Annotated in this window: 12 protein-coding genes and 1 pseudogene; 10 read left to right on the top strand and 3 right to left on the bottom strand. The window is 62.8% G+C overall.

Annotated features, from left to right (window positions below; translation table 11 throughout):
- From gspK to gspF, 6 genes are read left to right on the top strand one after another with little or no spacing between them, the layout of a single operon-like run.
- Positions 1 to 924 carry a type II secretion system minor pseudopilin GspK gene (gene gspK, locus BM416_RS13335; protein WP_092488363.1) on the top strand — a complete coding sequence of 308 codons (924 nt, stop codon included), beginning with the start codon at positions 1 to 3 and terminating at the stop codon, positions 922 to 924.
- On the top strand, positions 921 to 2,060 hold the full coding sequence (gene gspL / locus BM416_RS13330) for a type II secretion system protein GspL (protein WP_092488362.1): 1,140 nt from the start codon (positions 921 to 923) through the stop codon (positions 2,058 to 2,060). The genes gspK and gspL overlap by 4 nt, the downstream gene beginning before the upstream one ends.
- Entirely contained in the window at positions 2,053 to 2,562 is a 510-nt protein-coding gene (gene gspM, locus BM416_RS13325; RefSeq protein WP_092488361.1) for a type II secretion system protein GspM, read from the top strand. Before gspL ends, gspM begins: the two co-directional genes overlap by 8 nt.
- Positions 2,559 to 4,889 (top strand): type II secretion system secretin GspD, encoded by a 2,331-nt coding sequence (gene gspD, locus BM416_RS13320; RefSeq protein WP_092488360.1) that lies wholly within the window; start codon positions 2,559 to 2,561, stop codon positions 4,887 to 4,889. The genes gspM and gspD overlap by 4 nt, the downstream gene beginning before the upstream one ends.
- 46 nt (positions 4,890 to 4,935) lie before the next feature.
- Entirely contained in the window at positions 4,936 to 6,354 is a 1,419-nt protein-coding gene (gene gspE, locus BM416_RS13315) for a type II secretion system ATPase GspE (protein ID WP_092488359.1), read from the top strand.
- Positions 6,354 to 7,565: a type II secretion system inner membrane protein GspF gene (gene gspF / locus BM416_RS13310; RefSeq protein WP_092488358.1), complete on the top strand. Its 1,212-nt coding sequence runs from the start codon at positions 6,354 to 6,356 to the stop codon at positions 7,563 to 7,565. Before gspE ends, gspF begins: the two co-directional genes overlap by 1 nt.
- Before the next feature lie 57 nt (positions 7,566 to 7,622).
- Here gspF and BM416_RS13305 read toward each other — a convergent pair whose 3' ends face one another.
- Entirely contained in the window at positions 7,623 to 8,765 is a 1,143-nt protein-coding gene (locus BM416_RS13305; RefSeq protein ID WP_065926271.1) for a pectate lyase family protein, read from the bottom strand.
- 252 nt (positions 8,766 to 9,017) lie between these two features.
- On the opposite strand from BM416_RS13305, the gene BM416_RS13300 reads away from it, so the two are divergent.
- The 4 genes and pseudogenes from BM416_RS13300 (at position 9,018) to BM416_RS13290 (ending at position 12,879) form a co-directional block, all read left to right on the top strand.
- A complete protein-coding gene (locus BM416_RS13300) occupies positions 9,018 to 10,280 on the top strand; it encodes a serine hydrolase domain-containing protein (RefSeq protein ID WP_092488357.1) in 1,263 nt (420 codons plus the stop codon).
- Positions 10,214 to 10,360: pseudogene (locus tag BM416_RS31170) on the top strand (hypothetical protein); the annotation flags it as partial. The gene BM416_RS13300 and the pseudogene BM416_RS31170, both read left to right, overlap by 67 nt.
- A 37-nt stretch (positions 10,361 to 10,397) precedes the next feature.
- Positions 10,398 to 11,735 (top strand): alginate export family protein, encoded by a 1,338-nt coding sequence (locus BM416_RS13295; RefSeq protein ID WP_092488356.1) that lies wholly within the window; start codon positions 10,398 to 10,400, stop codon positions 11,733 to 11,735.
- Positions 11,736 to 11,775: 40 nt separating this feature from the next.
- Positions 11,776 to 12,879 carry a polyamine ABC transporter substrate-binding protein gene (locus tag BM416_RS13290; protein ID WP_092488355.1) on the top strand — a complete coding sequence of 368 codons (1,104 nt, stop codon included), beginning with the start codon at positions 11,776 to 11,778 and terminating at the stop codon, positions 12,877 to 12,879.
- 26 nt (positions 12,880 to 12,905) lie between these two features.
- Here the strand turns inward: BM416_RS13290 and BM416_RS13285 are convergent, their stop codons facing one another.
- Both BM416_RS13285 and BM416_RS13280 read right to left on the bottom strand, forming a co-directional pair.
- Positions 12,906 to 13,517, bottom strand: a complete 612-nt coding sequence (locus BM416_RS13285) for a TetR/AcrR family transcriptional regulator (protein WP_092488354.1) — start codon at positions 13,515 to 13,517, stop codon at positions 12,906 to 12,908.
- Between the two features lie 98 nt (positions 13,518 to 13,615).
- Entirely contained in the window at positions 13,616 to 15,373 is a 1,758-nt protein-coding gene (locus BM416_RS13280) for a sigma-54-dependent Fis family transcriptional regulator (protein ID WP_092488353.1), read from the bottom strand.
- Between the last annotated feature and the right edge of the window lie 260 nt (positions 15,374 to 15,633).

Genomic DNA, 15,633 nt, shown 5'->3' with positions numbered 1-15,633 from the left:
ATGAAATCACACTCGCCCACAGGGGCGAAACAGCGCGGCATGGCGATTATCAGCGCGATGCTGATCGCGGCGGTGGTCGCTGTGTTCGCCGCCGGCATGCTCACCCGCCAGAGCGTTTTTACCCGTTCACTTGAGGCCGAGCAGGCGCGAGTGCAGGGCAGTGCATCACTGCTGGGCGGCCTGGAAGTCAGCCGGCGATTGCTCCGGGACGCCCGCGAGCAGGATGTGCTGACGCGGCTTGACCAGCCGTGGGCCCGGCCTATCAACACCGCTCAGGACGGCGAATTCGAAGGCCGCCTTGAGGACCTGCAAGGCAAGTTCAACCTGCGCAATTTAATCGCCCAAGAGTCTGTTGATCTCGGGCAGATGCGCAGCTTTGAGCGGTTGTGCGAGATGATCGGTGTCGAGGCCCGCCTGGCGCAGCGCATCAGCCAACGCTTGATTGAGGCCTACCCACATAGGCCGGTTGCCTCAACAGTGGGGCAGCCGCCCCCGCCATTACCCGCCACCCAGCCGATGCTGCGCAGTCTTGATCAATTACGCGGTATCGAAGGCCTCAATGAGCGGGTCCTGGCGCGGCTCGAGCGCTACGTCAGCATTCTTCCGGTCAACACCTGGGTCAACGGCAATACGGCCAGCGCTGAGGTGCTGGCCGCGGTGGTGCCGGGTTTGTCCTGGGCGCAGGCCAAGGCGTTGGTCGCCGAGCGCGATCGCGGCCAGTGGTTTATCAATCGCGGCGACTTCGTTAACCGTGCGCGATTGCCCAACCTGAACGTGGATGAACTCAACGTCGGGATCACCAGTGAGTGGTTCCTGCTCCAGGGGCAGGCCCGCCGCAATCAGCGCCGTGTTCACCTGGCTGCGCTGCTGCATCGTCCGGAAGACGCAATGCCCAGGGTCATCTGGTCGAGGCTGGGCGTATGACGCGCCTGCGCCTTGCCTTGCCACCGCTGGAGTCCTTGACGTCGGACACCGAGCTTGAGTTCGCGCAACTGGACCGCAAGGGGCACGTCAGCCATACCGGCATCAGCACCCTTGGCCAGCTGGGACAACGGGTCAAGTCTCAGGCCGTCGAGTGTTTCCTTCACCCCATGGACACGGTACTTACGCGCATTGAACTTCCGCCGTTGTCAGCGTCCCGTATCGATGCGGCCGTTACCTGCGCTGCGCAGGCGTTGATCCTGGGGCCCAGCGAGCAGATGCATGTGGCGCACAGCGCTCGCGATGCCGATGGACAGGTGCACCTGAGCTGGTTGCCCAAGGCTGTACTGGATCGCCTCGGTCAGTTGCTTGGCCTGCACGGATTGAAGCTGGGCGGTCTGTATCCAGCGCCTTACCGCTTAGCCGTGCCAGCGGCCGGGCAGGTCAATGGGTGTGTGGTAGAGGGCCAGTTGCTGCTGCGTTTCACCCTCGCCCATGGGGCGGTGGAACCGTTGGTTGAGGACCGTCTGGAAGCGCTCGCCGCCACCGGCGAAAGTGTGCTGTGGCCCGTGGACCACCAGCGCTGGAACGGCGCTGCCCCTGGCTGGGGATTGCACGCCGGGGTCGGCCGGCGCACTGCACCGGCGGCCGGTTGGGGGCGGGCGTTGGGCTGTTGTGCGTTGGCCGTGGGTGTCTGGGTGGCCGGGCTCAACCTTTACGCCGCCCGCGAGGTTGCGCAAGGGCAGCAGCTCAAGCAGCAGATGAGCCAGCGCGTGAAGCACGCATTTCCCGAGCTGCCGGTGATTCTCAACCCTCTGCAACAGGCCCGCCAGCAGTTGGCGATCCGGCAAGGGGGCGGGCCCGCGCAGCTCAATCACGACTTTGCTTACCTGGTGCAGCAAGCCGCCATGGCGCTGCCGTTCATGGCTGGCAGCGTCCAGCAGCTGACCTTCAGCGAGCGCCAGTTGCAGCTGCAGATGACCGCCGAAGCCACTCCCGCTGCCGACGGCGCTGTACAGGCTGCGCTGAGGCAGGCGGGACTTTCCGCCCACCGCAACGAGCGCATCTGGACGCTGAGCGCGATGGCCGAACCCGCGTCGGGAGAGGGTGATTCCAGCGTGGAAAACGACGATGAATAATCCGCGGCTGATGGCATTCAGAGGACGCTGGAAAGCGCTGGCCCCGCGGGAAAAAACCATGCTCAGCGGTGCGGCGGTGTTTCTCGCCAGCCTGTTGGTCTGGCTGTCGCTGATCCAGCCGGCGCTCAAGAGCATTGACTATTGGCAAGCCGAAACCCCGAAGCTGCGCGCCCAGAGCCAGGCACTGGCGCTGTTGCTTCGCGAGGTCACCACGCCTGTCGGGCTGGACCTTGAACACTCATTGCGGCAATCCCTCGACGCCGCCGGACTGGCGGGGCACTACCGGTTGCAGGCCCAGGATCTGTCCTGGCAACTGACACTGGACGCGGCCCCCGCCGATGCGGTGCTCGGCTGGTTATTGAGTGACCCCAGGCAATTTTCGCTGGACGTGGTGGAGGCTCGTTTGCAGCGCGCCAGCGAAGCCTCGGCCGACAACACGGCAGGCACTCTCACAGGAACCGTCCGTATGGATCGGATGCACGGCGCTAAGGAAGCATCATGAAGTGGTCAGGTTCCCATTATGTACGCACGGCTGCGCCGTTTCTGTTGCTCGCACTGGGTGCATGCAGCGCGCAACCCACGGCGGATTTACCCCAGGACAGTGAGCTCGGGCTGCCCCTGGCCACCACCCAGCGCAGCGGCGATGCCCTGGTAGACCGGCAGCGTGCGCAAGTGCAAATCGAACGGCAGTCGCGGCCCTTGCACAAGGTTACCAACCCCGGACGTGGCGGCGGTGCCGGTCATAGCGGCGTGGCGCCGAGCAAACCCTTGGGCGATCAACCGGTCACGCTGAATTTCGTCGAGGCCGACATTCAAGCCGTGGTGCGGGCGTTGTCCCGTGCGACGGGGCAGCAGTTCCTGGTCGACCCGCGCGTCAAGGGCTCCCTCACGCTGGTTTCCGAAGGGCAGGTACCGGCGCATCAGGCCTACGACATGCTGCTGGCGGCACTGCGCATGCAGGGCTTCAGCGTGGTGGATGTGGGCGGTATCGCGCACGTGGTGCCCGAGGCCGATGCCAAGCTGCTCGGCGGGCCGATCTACAGTGCCGACAAGCCGGGCGGCAGCGGCATGCTCACCCGCACCTTCCGCCTGCAATACGAAAACGCGGTGAACCTGATCCCGGTGCTGCGCCCGATCGTTTCGCCGAACAACCCGATCAACGCCTACCCGGGCAACAACACCATCGTTGTCACCGACTACGCCGAGAACCTGGCGCGGGTGGCGCAGCTTATCGACGGTATCGATACCCCGAGCGCCATCGACACCGACGTGGTGCAGGTTCAAAACGGGATCGCCGTGGATATCGCCGAGATGGTCTCGCAACTGTTGGAGCAGCCGGGCAGCGATCCGACGCAGAAAATCACGGTGGTGGGCGACCCGCGCTCCAACGCGATCGTGATTCGTGCCGGCAGCCCGGAGCGGACCGAGTTGGCGCGTAACTTGATCTACAAGCTGGATAACGCCCAAGCCAACCCAAGCAATTTGCACGTGGTGTACCTGCGCAACGCCCAGGCCGCGAAACTGGCGCAGTCGTTACGCGGTTTGCTGACCGGTGAAAGCGACAGCGGTGGCGGTGACAATGCGCGGTCGGCCCTCAGCACAATGGGTGCCAATATCTCCGGCAGCCAGACCGGGCAGGGCAGTGGCCAAGGCAGTACCACCAGCGCCAATGAGTCGGCGCAGACGACCAGCAGCTCGAGCAGCCAGCCCGGTGGGCAGTCGAATGAGCAAAACGTCGCCTTCACCGCCGGTGGCGTGACCCTCCAGGCCGACTCGACCACCAACACCTTGCTGATTTCTGCCCCGGAGCCGTTGTACCGCAACCTGCGTGAAGTCATCGACATGCTCGACCAACGCCGCGCCCAAGTGGTGATTGAAAGCCTTATCGTTGAAGTCGGCGAGGACGATGCCAATGAGTTCGGCGTGCAGTGGCAGAGCGGCGACCTGGCCGGCAAAGGCGTGATTGGCGGCACTAACCTGGGCGGCGCGGGGTTCAACCTGAATGGCAAGACCAGCGTTGACGTGCTGCCCGGCGGGCTCAGCCTCGGCTTCATCAACGGTACGGTGGATGTGCCCGGCATTGGCAAGGTCATGGACCTCAAGGTGCTGGCCCGCGCGCTTAAAAGCAAAGGCGGCAGCAACGTCCTGTCGACGCCGAACCTGCTGACCCTGGACAACGAGGCGGCCAGTATTTTTGTTGGCCAGACCATCCCGTTTGTCAGTGGCAGCTACGTGACCGGTGGCGGCGGTACCAGCAATAATCCGTTCCAGACGGTCACCCGTGAAGAGGTCGGCTTGAAGCTGAATGTGCGCCCACAAATCTCTGAGGGTGGCACGGTCAAACTCGATATTTACCAGGAAGTCAGCAGCATCGATGAGCGCGCGTCCAGCAGCGCCGCGTCGGCCGGCATCGTCACCAACAAGCGCGCGATCGACACCAGTATTTTGCTCGATGACGGGCAGATCATGGTCCTCGGTGGCCTGCTCCAGGACGGTTACAGCCAGAGCAATGAAGCCGTGCCGTGGCTGTCGAGCATTCCGGGGCTGGGTGTGCTGTTTCGCAATGAACGCCGGGCGGTCACCAAGACCAACCTGATGGTGTTCCTGCGCCCGTATATCATCCGCGACAGTGGTGCCGGGCGCGCGATCACCCTGAACCGCTATGACTACATGCGTCGTGCCCAGGGCCATTCCCAGCCGGAACACAGCTGGGCGATGCCGGATGTGCAGGCGCCGCAGTTGCCGGCGGTGGAGAAGGGGATTCCGGGCGGGCAGCAGCAGGGGCCGAGGGCGGTGATTCGCGCGGTGCCTGTAGGTGCACGACCATGAGCCTGCTGTACGCAGGACCAAATGTGTATTCCTGTGGGAGAGGGGTATGAGCCTGCTCCCCTACGCCTGGGCCAAATCCCAACGCATCCTCCTGCGCCCCGGCGACGACGGCATGCTGCTGACCGTCTGCCCCTCCACCCCCGGCTGGTCGATCAGCGAAGTACGGCGCCGGTTCGGCCAGTCGCGGGTTGAGCAGGTACGCGACGACGAACTCGACGGCCTCCTCGCCAGTGCTTATGCCGATACGGGCAGCGCCGCCGCCGTGGTGGGTGCGGCAGAGAACGAAGTCGACCTCGACCGCCTGATGCAGGACATGCCCGAGATCACCGACCTGCTCGACACCCAGGACGGCGCACCGGTGATCCGTATGATCAACGCCTTGCTCACCCAGGCCGCGCGGGACGAGGCCAGTGATATTCACATCGAGCCCTATGAAAGCCATTCGGTGGTGCGTTACCGCGTCGACGGCACCCTGCGTGACGTGGTGTCGCCGCGCAAGGCGCTGCATGGCGCGCTGGTGTCGCGGATCAAGATCATGGCCCAGCTCGACATCGCCGAAAAACGCTTGCCCCAGGACGGCCGTATCGCCCTGCGCGTGGCCGGGCGGCCCATCGATATTCGTGTGTCGACCGTGCCCACCGGGCATGGCGAACGGGTGGTGATGCGCTTGCTCGACAAGCAAGCCGGGCGTTTGCAGCTGGAGACCCTGGGCATGGAGCCGCAGTTGCTGGCGCGCCTCGACACCTTGATCCGCCAGCCCCACGGCATCGTGCTGGTCACCGGGCCCACGGGCAGCGGCAAGACCACCAGCCTCTACGCCGCCCTGGCGCGGCTGGATGCGAGCACCAGCAATATCCTCACCGTGGAGGACCCGGTGGAGTACGACCTGCCGGGCATCAGCCAGATCCAGGTCAACGCCAAGATCGACATGACCTTCGGCCTGGCGCTGCGGGCGATCCTGCGCCAGGACCCGGACGTCATCATGATCGGTGAAATCCGCGATTTGGAGACCGCGCAAATCGCGGTGCAGGCCTCGCTCACGGGGCATTTGGTACTCGCTACGTTGCACACCAACGACGCGGTATCCGCCGTCAACCGCCTGCTGGACATGGGCGTCGAGCCGTTTTTGCTGGCGTCTTCAATGCTTGGGGTTCTGGCGCAACGCCTCGTGCGTCGTCTCTGCCCGCAATGCAAGGAAGAAGACCCGGCCAGCCCGGGCACTTGGCGTCCACTCGGGTGTTTGGCGTGTAACCACACCGGCTACAGCGGTCGCACCGGCATTCATGAACTGTTCTGCATTGACGACGCGATTCGCGCGCTGATTCACCAGGGTGCCGGTGAGCAGGCGCTCAGGGCCGCAGCTCGCAGCGCCGGTATGTGCAGCATGCGTGAGGATGGCGAACGCTGGGTCAACAGCGGCGTGACGGCACCCGAAGAAGTGCTCCGCGTGACACGGGACGCCTGATGAATCGCTACCGTTTCGAAGCCGCCGACGCCATGGGCAAGATCGAGAGCGGACACCTGGAAGCCGACAGTCAGCGCGAGGCGTTCGGGGTTCTGCGCCGGCGTGGCTTGACGGCCTTGTCGGTGCACCTTGAGCAAAATACGGCCTCGGCGGCCGGCGCGGGCCTGTTCAGCGCCAAGCTGTCGGACAACGACCTGGCCTGGGCCACGCGGCAACTGGCCAGCCTGCTCAGCGCCAGCCTGCCACTGGAGGCCGCGTTGAGTGCCACGGTGGAACAAGCCGAGCGCAAACACATCGTCCAGGCCCTGAGTGCGGTGCGTGCCGATGTACGCAGCGGCATGCGCCTGGCGGATGCCTTGGCTGCACGGCCACGGGACTTTCCGGAGATCTACCGCGCGCTGATTGCGGCGGGGGAGGAGTCCGGCGACCTCGCCCAGGTGATGGAGCGGTTGGCCGACTACATCGAAGAACGCAATAACCTGCGCAGTAAAATCCTCACCGCGTTTATCTATCCTGGAGTGGTAGGGCTGGTCTCGATCGCCATCGTGATCTTCCTGCTCAGCTACGTGGTGCCCCAGGTGGTCAGTGCGTTTTCCCAGGCGCGCCAGGACTTGCCCGGGCTGACATTGGCGATGCTCAATGCCAGTGATTTCATTCGCGGTTGGGGTTGGTTGTGCCTCAGTGCTTTGATCGCGGGTTTCTGGGGCTGGCGTGTGTACCTGCGCAACCCGCTGGCGCGTCTGGGTTGGCATCGCCGCGTGTTGCGCCTGCCGCTGATCGGGCGTTTTGTACTCGGGCTCAATACCGCACGGTTTGCCTCGACCCTGGCGATTCTCGGCGGCGCCGGGGTGCCGCTGTTGCGTGCACTGGAAGCGGCACGCCAGACCTTGTCCAACGACTGCCTGAGCCAGTGCGTCAACGACGCCACCGCCAAGGTGCGCGAAGGCGTCAGCCTGGCCACGGCGCTGGCGGCGGAGAGAGTATTTCCGCCCCTGCTGATCCACCTGATCGCCAGCGGCGAAAAGACTGGCTCGCTGCCGCCGATGCTCGATCGCGCCGCGCAGACACTGTCCCGCGATATCGAGCGCCGGGCGATGGGCATGACCGCACTGCTGGAGCCACTGATGATCGTGGTGATGGGCGCGGTGGTGCTGGTGATCGTGATGGCGGTGCTGTTGCCGATCATCGAGATCAACCAACTGGTGCAATAGCTGCACAAAAAAGCCCTCGTCACCGAGGGCTTTTCATTTCACAGGTGATACCGCTGCTTAGAGCTTACCGGCGCCGGCCTTGGCCTTGACGTCGGCGGCGACCTTATCGGCGGCCAGCGGAGTGTAGCTGTACGGCGGGGTCCAGCCGATGCTCGAACTCCACGAGCAGCTCAATGCGCTGCCGTTGAGGGTCGAGCCGGTGTCGCGGTAGACGCTGCCACCGTAATCGCCGGCGATCTTGTCGCAACCGCTGATACCGGCGATCTCGAAGGCGTTACGCTCGGAGAAGATCTTCGAGTTCTTGCCCACACCGTGAGCGTACGAGAACGGGTACACCTTATGGCTGGTGCTGCCCACATGGTAGTTGTTGTACAGGTGCACCTGGCCGAAACGCACGCGCGGCGCACGGGCAGAGATATTCTCAAACAGGCTGTTGTGGATGGTGACCTTGAGCTTGCCGTCATCGGTGGTGCGGCTATCGCTGGAACCGATCAGGTTGTTCTTCTCGTGCGACTTGAACGCCGAGTACGAGATGGTCACGTAGTTGGCGCCGTTTTTTACATCCAGCGCGCCGTCGTGATGCTGCTTCGGACGGCCGTTGGCACTGCCGTTCTGGTCATCGGTACGGCGGCCATCGGTGAAGGTCACGTGATCGACCCACACGTTATTGGCGCCCTCGATGGTCAGGCCATCGTATTCCGAGTTCCAGTTGCCTGCGCTGCCGTCCGTGGGGTCCCACTTCGGCTCGGGATCCCAAGGGTTTTCGATGGTGATGTTGCGGATGATGACGTCGTTTTCCTTGGCATAGAAGAAACCCTCACGGATTTCGGCATTGCTGGTGGTACCGACGATGGTGGTTTTGCCAGGAATATCCAGGCGACCGCGTACCTTCATATCAGCAGTCGTCGTATAAGCCTTGCCTTCGCTGATATCGATGATGCCGGTGATTTTGATGATGCGACCATTGGTGCCCACCGACGCGCTCAGTGCGGTTTTCAGCTCAGCCGCGTTTTTTGCCGTGTAGATATTATTCGCCGCAGCTCGCGAGCCGCCCTTGGTGCCGCCGTTCTGAGTGGCCCAACCGGTGGTGGCCGAATCCAGCCAGATGTCCGCGGCATGCGCAGGAACGCTGGAAAACAGCAGGGCACCGATAACGGCACTGGCCAGTTTTGAGGCAGTGAAGGTTGAGGGGGTTGTCATGAGTAATCAGATCCTTGATTAACTTGAGTGTTTAAACGCGCACAGGCATGCGCGTTTCTCGAGCGGACGTCCTTGCCACTGGTGCAGCGAATCGAACGTCCGCTGCATGAGAAATACTATCATGCGTGTCTGTGTTGTCGTACAACTGTTTATAAAATTAACGAGTAAAAAGTTTTATTGACTAAAATAAAATATCGGATAATTATTCCTGTGCATCTGCTCCCACGCAGAGTCATTTTCAGGGTTATCCCGATGAGTGTTAAAACCCCGTCTGTACTGGCGACTCTTTACGTCGAGGCCAATGAGTCGTGCTTTGCAACCCCCGTGGCACCTGCGCTGATGCAGGGCTTCCCGGCCGAGCCGAAACACCGGGTAACGTGGCACAACTGGATGCGCGCGCCCTTCAGCCAGTGGGGGTTCCGTCATCTGGCGCGGTTGCGTCCCACGATTGATGTGGCGGCGGGTCCAAGGCCTGCCGGTCAGCTCAAGGAAGCGCCCACAGCGCTGGACCCGCTGTGTTTCGACAGCGAATGCGGGCTCAGCATCAGCGTGATCGAACACCTTGTGGCCAGCCAGACCGACGCTTTTTTAGTGATGCAGGGCGACACGGTGTTGTTCGAGCGCTACTTCAACGGCCAGCGCGCGGATGACCGGCACATCATGTTCTCGGTGACCAAGTCGCTGATCGGCACCCTCGGCGAACAACTGGTTTCCAACGGCATGCTCAAGCCCGAGCTGTCTGCCGCGTACTACGTGCCTGAACTGGTGGGCAGTGCGTTTGGCGATGCCACCGTGCGCCAGTTGTTCGATATGGCCGTGGGCATCGACTACAACGAGGTGTATGACGATCCCGCCTCCGAGAGTTCGCAGTACGGTTATGCCTGCGGTTTCCAGCCGGCACCGGCGCAATACGCCCAGTTTGAATCGCTCTACCAATACCTGCCGTCACTGAAAAAACGTGGCGCACACGGCGGCTTTTTCCATTACGTGACCGCCACCACCGAAGTCCTGGCATGGGTCATGGAACGTGCCTCGGGCCAGGCGTGCAGTCAGATGTTGGAACAGATCTGGGGGCGCTTGGGGTGCGAGCGCGACGGTTATTTCATGGCCGATCCCTGGGGCCGTAACGTTGCCGGGGCGGGCTTCAGTGCCACCTTGAGAGACATGGCGCGCTTCGGTCGCCTGCTCGCCAACGACGGTCGCCAGGACGGGGTCGAGCTGTTGTCGCCCGAGACCGTGGCCCGTATCGCTGCCGGCTCAGATCCGGCGATCTACGCGCAAAATGCCGAGTTCTCCAGTTGGACGCCGGGTGCGTCCTATCGCAGCCAGTGGTACGTGTTCAACGACCACAGCCAAGCCCTGATGGCCGGAGGGATCCACGGCCAATACCTGTTCATCGACAAGCCGTCCGGTGTGGTGATCGTCAAGCAATCGTCACTCACCGATGCGGTCAGCCCGTTCGATACCGACAGCGTGCGCATGCTGCGCGCGATCGCCGCCCACCTGAGTCGCTGACCCACGCCCAAACAATAAGAGTCTTGCGTTCTATTCACCTGGCTTGCCCAGGTGTTGGCGGCGCCCTGCGTCGCCATTGACTGCCCTGTAACAACAATAATTCCACAGGAGCTTCTTATGGTTTTCACCAAGCGTTTTTCCCGAGCGCTGTTAGCGCTCGGCTTACCCTTGACCACCCACGTCGCGCTGGCGGGCTACACCTTTGAGGACGGCGATCTCAAGGGGGAAGTCAATCTCACCGTGGGCGGGGCGACGCTGTTTACCCGTGGCGTCAACTTCGGCAGCGGCCAGGTCGATGCACGCAGCGGTAAAAGCGGCGGCGCCCGCATCAACTGGCAAGAGGTCTACGTAAAACCGGGGGGCAAGCTCGAGTATGCGCTGCAACCGGATTTCAGCCTGCTGGCCGGCGGTTCCCTGGTGGCGGCGAGCACCTTCGGCGATGGCGATGCGGGAGGCTTCACCCGCAGCTCCGACGGCAAGGTCGCAGCCGAAGAACTCTACGGCGGTTTTCGCGCCGGCGAGTGGAAGTTCACCGCCGGCCGCCAGAACTACATGATCGGTACGGGGTTCATCGTCATGGACGGTAACCTCGACCAGTACAAGGACGGCGCCTACTGGCTCGGCCCGCGAACCGCCTTCAAGGATTCAGCGATCCTGGCCTGGGATCATGGCGCGCTGAAGTCCCAGGTATTCACCCTGCGCACCGATGATGACCTGGGCGATTTCCGCATGACCGGCGTCAACCTCGACTACAACCTCGATGACCAGGTGACGCTCGGTGCCATGGCCATGAAGGTCAATGCCCTCGGCCCCAAAGGCAGCACGCTGCCGCGCCGTCGGGACGGGATGCAGGTGTACAACCTCAGGGCGCTCAACGCCAAGGTGCCCGGCGTCCAGGCGCTGACCCTGAATGCCGAGTACGCGCTGGAGCGCGGCAGCGGCGAGGGTGTCGACTACGATGCCAACGCCTGGTATGCCCAGGCCGACTATGCCTTCACTACCTTGCCGCTGACGCCGATCATTGGCTACCGCTACGCGAGCTTTTCCGGCGACGACAACCTCACCGACAACCGCCAGAAAGCCTGGGATTCGCTGAGCAAAGGCTTTGTCGACTGGAGCACGTGGCTGGTCGGGGATGTAGTCGGCAACTACCTGCTGTTCAACAGCAACGAAAACGTCCAGCAGTTCTCCCTCAAGACCCACCTCAACGACACCCTGACCCTCGGCGCGATTCACTACCAGTTCTGGCTGGACGAGAAAAACTACATGGGCGCGCCGGTCAGCGATCGGCGCTTTGCTGACGAAAGTGTGGTTTTCCTCGACTGGACGCCCACGCCGTCGTTCTATACGTCGCTGTCCTACAACTGGGTCAAGCCGCTGGCCGCCGCCAAACAGGTATTCGGCGATGACCAGACGTTCAGTGCGCTGGAACTGTATTTCACCTACCGCTATTAAGTGCTGCGAGCCATCGCGGCCGCGCTGGAGTGTGTTGATCATGAACAAGTTTTTGCGCAATACCTTGCTGGGCACTGTCGCCTCGTTGTTCATCAGCGGTGTTTGCCTGGGCGAAGAACGCACCGTACGGATCTACAACTGGATCGAATACCTGCCACCCGAAGTGCTCAAGAGTTTCCAGGAGGAAACCGGCATTCGCCCGATTTACGATGTGTTCGACAGTGCCGAAACCATGGAGTCCAAGCTGCTGACAGGCAACTCCGGGTATGACGTGGTGTTCCCCGGCACCGCCAACCTGGGGCACCTGATCACGGCCGGGGCCGTGCAGCCGCTGGACCGCCAGCAGTTGCCGAACTGGCAGCACCTGGACCCGCAGTTCATGCAATCCCTGGAAGCCGTGGGTGACACCGGCAACCGCTACGCCGTGCCTTACCTGTGGGGCACCACATTGATCGGCTACAACGTCGACAAGGTGCGCAAGGCCCTGGGCCCCGACGTGCAGATGAACAGCTGGGACATCATCTTCAAGGAAGAAAACCTCGCCAAGCTCGCCAGTTGTGGCGTGGGTTTCCTCGACGCCGGCAACGAGATCCTGCCGATTGCCCTGCACTACAAGGGCCTCGACCCCAATAGCCAGAAGCGTGAGGACTATGTGCAAGCCCAGGCCGTGATGATGAAGATTCGCCCTTACGTCACTTACTTCAACTCGTCGCGCTACGGCATGGACCTGGCCAACGGTGATATCTGTGTGGGCGTGGGCTGGTCCGGCGGTGTCGCATTGGCCACGCGACTGGCGGATGCCGCCGGCAAGGGCGTCAAGGTCGAGATGGCACTGCCCAAGGAAGGCGCGCCGATGTGGGCGGACGTGATGATGATCCCGGCCAAGGCACCCGATCTGGCGGAGGCCCATGCGTTCATCAATTACATCCTGCGCCCGGACGTGATTGCGCGTATCAGCAACAAGATCGGCTACCCCAACCCGAACAAGGACGCCACTGCGCTGGTGGACGCCAGCATCCGCAACGACCCCAACATGTATGTGCCGGAGGAAGCACGCAAGACCCTGTTCGCCCTGGAGCCGATCCCGGCCGCCGCGGAGCGCATCCGTACCCGCACCTGGACGGCCATCAAGAGCAACCGCTGATCAGTGTGGCCTGACCCTGTAACGGGTCAGGCCTGCATGCCGTAGAACAGCAGCTCGGTGATACGCCTGACCTGGGTCGAGTGCGCGTCGAGATCCGGCTGTTCCTGGTTCACCAGCCTGAACAGTTGCAGGTGCGAATAGTCGTTCAACAGGAACGCGGCCAATTCCACATCGAGTTGCGGGCGCAGCTTGCCGGCCCGTTGCAGTTCCCGCAGCAGTTCGCTGATTTCCGCCCTGAGCGCATCGTTCATGGCGCGATAACCGGCCGGCAGTTCATTGCTGCCGCCGAACAGGATCAGCGGCAGCAGTTCACGCCACAGGCTGGGGTGCATGACTTCCAGGGCATAGACGGTGAGCAGGCTTTCCAGGTGGCACAGCGCTTCGACCGGATCGTCCATTGTGTGGATCTCGCGGCGGGTGTCGCTGATTGCGCGCTGATCGGCGTGATGCAGGATTTCCAGGATGATTTCCTGCTTGTTGCCGAAGTACTTGAACACCGTCGGCGGCGACACCCCGGCCTGGCTGGCGATCTGTTCGATGGTGGTGTTCTGGAAACCCTGGCGCTCAAACAGCTCGATCGCAGCCTTGCTGATAGCTTGCCGGCGTTCGGCTTTCTGACGTTCACGCAGTCCGCTCACAGGAGATCCTTGTCACGAGTAAAAAGAGGGGCGCTTATCGCCCCGGTATCCCTGCAAAATACTTAATTGGGTAAAGCTTTTAAAGCACTAATTGCCCATCAAGGGCTTTGCCGCTGATGCTTCTTCAGCCGATAGGCAAATTGTGCACGGCTGAGCCCCACAAGCCTGGCGGCGGCGGCCAGGTTGCCGGCGTTGCGTTGCAGGGCTTCGTTGAGCAGGCGCGATTCAAGGCCTTCGATGGAAAACCCCGGTTCCAGTTGGCCAAGGGTGTCGAACAGTGCCAGGCACGGCGGCGGTGCGCTGTTGGACAGGCTGCCGTGGTCGTCGAGGCCGTAGGGATCGGCCGGCATCGGTTCGTTGCGAAACAGGTGCACCAGGTCAATGGGTTGGCCTTCGTCGCTGGCGATCAGGCCGCGTTCGATCAGGTTTTGCAGCTCGCGCACATTGCCCGCGAAGTCATAGCGCAGCAACACCTTCAGGGCGCGCATGGTCAGGCCCACCGGCGTTCGCGCGTATTCCTGGCAGAAGCGCGTGAGGAACGCATTGATCAACAGCGGGATGTCGTCCCGGCGTTCGCGCAGCGGGGGCAGGGCGATGGGGTAGACATTCAGGCGGTAGAACAGGTCTTCACGAAAGCTGCCGTCGGCCACGGCTTTACGCAGGTCGATATTGGTGGCGGCCACCACGCGCACATCCACCTTGATCCCGCGCACCCCGCCGACCCGTTCGATTTCCCGTTCCTGCAAGGCCCGCAGCAACTTGCTTTGCCCGGCCAGGCTGAGGCTGGTGATCTCATCCAGAAACAGCGTGCCGCCCTGGGCTCGTTCGAAACGTCCAGGCCGCGAGTGCGTGGCGCCGGTATAGGCGCCGCGTTCGACACCGAACAGTTCGGCCTCGATCAGGTTGTCCGGAATGGCGGCGCAATTGAGTGCCACGAACGGGCTGTCCTGGCGGCGGCTGAGCTGGTGCAACTGGCGCGCAAACATCTCCTTGCCGACCCCGGACTCGCCGCTGATCAACACCGTTGCCGGGGTCAGTGCGACACGTTGCAGGGCTTGTGTCGCGGCGTTGAAGGCCGCACTCGCACCCACCAGTGTTTGCGGCGGGTTGGCCCTGGCACTGTGGTTCACCGGGTGGTCGGGCGTGGGCGCGACCGTGGCGTTGGTGACGGCCTGGGACACATTCAGGTAGCGCAGGTCCTGCTCGACGTCACCCCATTGCTCCGCGGTCTTGCCGATCACCCGGCAACAGCGGTGGCCCATGCCCCGGCATTCCACCTCGCGGAAAATCACCATTTGCCCGAACAGGCCACTGACAAAACCGATGGCATAGCCGGTTTCAGTCCAGCACACCGGGTCCTGGCCGATGCCGTAGGCACCCACGTGTTCATCGGCCTCGCAGGAGTGGTGCCAGAGGAACTCGCCTTCATAGAACCCCGAGTCGGCATCGAACTTGAAGTGCAGCGGTTCAACCTTGGTCATGCCTTCCAGGGTGTGCAGGTGGGTCCCGGCGCGGAACACGGCGGCGGCATCGGCCTGTGGCCAGCGCTCGCGGATCAGCCGCGCATCTCGCGCGCCGGAGACATAACCGGTGCGGGTGAACAGGCCACGCGCCTGCTCCAGCCCCAGGCGTTCGATGACCTCCGCGCGCAGGGCACCGAACGACGAACCGTGCAGCAACACCATGCGTTGATCGTTGAGCCAGATACGCCCGTCTTCGGGCGAGAAGAACAGGCAATCGGTCAGTTCCGCCGGGGTGGGCGAGCTGCTGTCACTGAGTTGGCGGCTGTCGCCGCGCGGATGGTAGGGCGCGCTGGCCACCCGGTCGTCGGGCAGCGCGCAGTGGGGATTAGTCATTGTTATGCCCCTGCAAAGCGAGTGATCGATATGAGTAACTGCTCAGATAGTTATTAAACATAACCTTATCAATTGAACAAGTGGCGGTGCCGCGGTTTTTGCAGCCGATGGGGCGATGAGGCGTGGGCGCCCCGTGGCAGGCCTCGTCCCAGAGCCCTCGGTCCTTTATGTCTGCGTCGTTGGGTGCAAGCGGCACAGCCTTTGCTCAAGGCTTGATGCGGCGTTTGCACCCTGTGCAGGCGATGACAATTACAAGAACC

Origin of the sequence: Pseudomonas sp. NFACC42-2 (genome assembly GCF_900116055.1) — a bacterium.
GTDB classification, from domain to species: Bacteria; Pseudomonadota; Gammaproteobacteria; order Pseudomonadales; family Pseudomonadaceae; genus Aquipseudomonas; species Aquipseudomonas marginalis.
The sequence above is the reverse complement of the archived record's forward strand: the minus strand, read 5'-3'. Positions and strand labels throughout refer to the sequence as shown.

Bases quoted from the DNA above. Each gene is read 5' to 3' on its own strand.
- BM416_RS13300 (WP_092488357.1), top strand. From the start codon at position 9,018: ATGAGTGTTAAAACCCCGTCTGTACTGGCGACTCTTTACGTCGAGGCC.
- gspF (WP_092488358.1), top strand. From the start codon at position 6,354: ATGAATCGCTACCGTTTCGAAGCCGCCGACGCCATGGGCAAGATCGAG.
- BM416_RS13280 (WP_092488353.1), bottom strand. From the start codon at position 15,373: ATGACTAATCCCCACTGCGCGCTGCCCGACGACCGGGTGGCCAGCGCG.
- BM416_RS13295 (WP_092488356.1), top strand. From the start codon at position 10,398: ATGGTTTTCACCAAGCGTTTTTCCCGAGCGCTGTTAGCGCTCGGCTTA.
- BM416_RS13290 (WP_092488355.1), top strand. From the start codon at position 11,776: ATGAACAAGTTTTTGCGCAATACCTTGCTGGGCACTGTCGCCTCGTTG.
- BM416_RS13305 (WP_065926271.1), bottom strand. From the start codon at position 8,765: ATGACAACCCCCTCAACCTTCACTGCCTCAAAACTGGCCAGTGCCGTT.
- gspL (WP_092488362.1), top strand. From the start codon at position 921: ATGACGCGCCTGCGCCTTGCCTTGCCACCGCTGGAGTCCTTGACGTCG.
- gspD (WP_092488360.1), top strand. From the start codon at position 2,559: ATGAAGTGGTCAGGTTCCCATTATGTACGCACGGCTGCGCCGTTTCTG.
- gspK (WP_092488363.1), top strand. From the start codon at position 1: ATGAAATCACACTCGCCCACAGGGGCGAAACAGCGCGGCATGGCGATT.
- gspM (WP_092488361.1), top strand. From the start codon at position 2,053: ATGAATAATCCGCGGCTGATGGCATTCAGAGGACGCTGGAAAGCGCTG.
- gspE (WP_092488359.1), top strand. From the start codon at position 4,936: ATGAGCCTGCTCCCCTACGCCTGGGCCAAATCCCAACGCATCCTCCTG.